3 protein-coding genes are annotated in these 1,268 nt (G+C 58.6%); 1 reads left to right on the top strand and 2 read right to left on the bottom strand.

The window, feature by feature from the left end:
• Positions 1 to 275: 275 nt before the first annotated feature.
• On the bottom strand, positions 276 to 590 hold the full coding sequence (locus tag Q8K05_RS06040; RefSeq protein ID WP_305245611.1) for a c-type cytochrome: 315 nt from the start codon (positions 588 to 590) through the stop codon (positions 276 to 278).
• A 136-nt stretch (positions 591 to 726) separates the two neighbouring features.
• On the opposite strand from Q8K05_RS06040, the gene Q8K05_RS06035 reads away from it, so the two are divergent.
• On the top strand, positions 727 to 969 hold the full coding sequence (locus Q8K05_RS06035; protein WP_305245610.1) for a TIGR04438 family Trp-rich protein: 243 nt from the start codon (positions 727 to 729) through the stop codon (positions 967 to 969).
• 99 nt (positions 970 to 1,068) lie between these two features.
• Here the strand turns inward: Q8K05_RS06035 and Q8K05_RS06030 are convergent.
• Positions 1,069 to 1,268 (bottom strand): dihydroxy-acid dehydratase (locus tag Q8K05_RS06030; protein ID WP_305245609.1); only part of this gene is annotated, 200 nt, incomplete at its 5' end.

The raw sequence follows: 1,268 nt of genomic DNA, 5'->3' as shown, positions 1-1,268 counted from the left end.
AAAACCTGCCCAAGACCCGATCCGGCAAGATCATGCGCCGCCTGCTGCGCTCGATTGCGAAGGGTGAAGCCGTGACCCAGGATACCTCCACGCTCGAAAATCCAGCCATTCTGGACCAGCTGGGGCAGGCCTACTGAGCCTTTGATTGCGTTTCTAGGTGCTATTTAAATAGTAGCTTCTAGCGCCCGTCCGGTATGGGCTAGAGCAGTAAAAGATCAGTAAAATACATAAAAAAGCCCGATCGGTGATCGGGCTTTTTGCTGGGCGGGCAGCCCCTATTTCTGGGCCAGTATCCAGGCCACCAGCTTCTTGGCCTCGTCAGCGCTGACCTGCGGATTGGCCGGCATGGGCACCGGGCCCCAAACGCCGGCGCCGCCCTTCATGACCTTGGCAGCGAGCTTGTCGCTGGCGTCCTTCTGGCCGGCGTACTTGGCCGCGACGTCCTTGTAGGACGGGCCTACCAGCTTTTTGTCCACTGCGTGGCAAGCCATGCAGTTCTTGGCCGTGGCCAGTTGCAGGTCAGCCAGCGCGGGTGTCGCCACTGCAAAACCTGCCGCTGCGCATGCGATGACCGATAGAAGTTTTTTCATGAAGTGTCCTCTCAGGGCTGAGTGATTGATTCGGGTACAGTTGATCAACGTGATTGTAGGGATGCTGGTTGACCCGGACCCCGGCGTCAAAACGCAGAGCCAGCGCGGGAGCGGGCAGAACCTTCTGGAGTTACATATGTATTTCTTATTTATCGGGCTTGTCGCACTGGTCCTGAAATACCTGGAGATCGATCCCGTGGCGGCTTTGAGCTGGTGGTTTGTGTTGCTGCCTTTTGCGCTGGCGGCCGTCTGGTGGGCCTGGGCTGACGCCTCGGGCTACACCAAGCGGCGCGAAGTCGACAAGATGGAGCAGCGCAAGCAGCATCGCATCGACAAGCAGCGTGCCGCGATGGGCATGCTGCCCAAAAAGAAACGTTAAAAAACGCGCTTCGGCGAGCCGCCAGAAGCCGCCCGGATACAAATGCAAAGAGCCCGTGAAGTTTTGTCACGGGCTCTTTGCATTACAGCTTGCCGGCTATCAATAGTCGTCAAGCACCGCGCCCTTGCTGGCGCTGGATGCGTTGAAGGCAAACTTGGCCTGCACACCTCGGATGTAGCGCGGCAGCGGCGCCTTCCAGCCAACCTTGCGGCTTTCCAGTTCGGCATCGCTGATGTTCAGTTGCAGCAGCAGCTGGCGCGCATCAATCGTGATCGAGTCGCCTTCCCGGATGAACGCGA

The sequence above is a fragment of the Polaromonas sp. genome (assembly GCF_030682935.1).
Taxonomy (GTDB): domain Bacteria; phylum Pseudomonadota; class Gammaproteobacteria; order Burkholderiales; family Burkholderiaceae_C; genus Polaromonas.
The sequence above is the reverse complement of the archived record's forward strand: the minus strand, read 5'-3'. Positions and strand labels throughout refer to the sequence as shown.